The organism is Halorubrum sp. SP9, assembly GCF_005435015.1.
GTDB lineage: Archaea > Halobacteriota > Halobacteria > Halobacteriales > Haloferacaceae > Halorubrum > Halorubrum sodomense.
Map to the genome: position 1 here is coordinate 1 of NZ_SGXU01000656.1, position 259 is coordinate 259.

1 protein-coding gene is annotated in these 259 nt (G+C 67.6%); it reads left to right on the forward strand.

Translation table 11 applies throughout. The annotated features are described in order from the left end of the window. The coding region (locus tag EXE45_RS18900; protein WP_199233724.1) for a phosphomethylpyrimidine synthase ThiC at positions 1–259 on the forward strand (259 nt) is incomplete at both ends.

The window sequence follows — 259 nt, forward strand, 5'->3', positions numbered from 1 at the left end:
TGGGTCGATCCTCGCGGAGTGGATGGAGGAGAACGGGATACAGAACCCGTTGTACGCGAAGTTCGAGGCGATCTGTGAGATCCTCGCCGAACACGACGTGACCGTCTCGCTCGGGGACGGCCTCCGGCCGGGGTGTCTCGCGGACGCGAGCGACGAGGCGCAGTTCGCCGAGCTCGACACCCTCGGCGAGCTCACGGGGACCGCGCGGGAGCGCGGCGTTCAGGTAATGGTCGAAGGTCCCGGTCACGTCCCGTTGGAC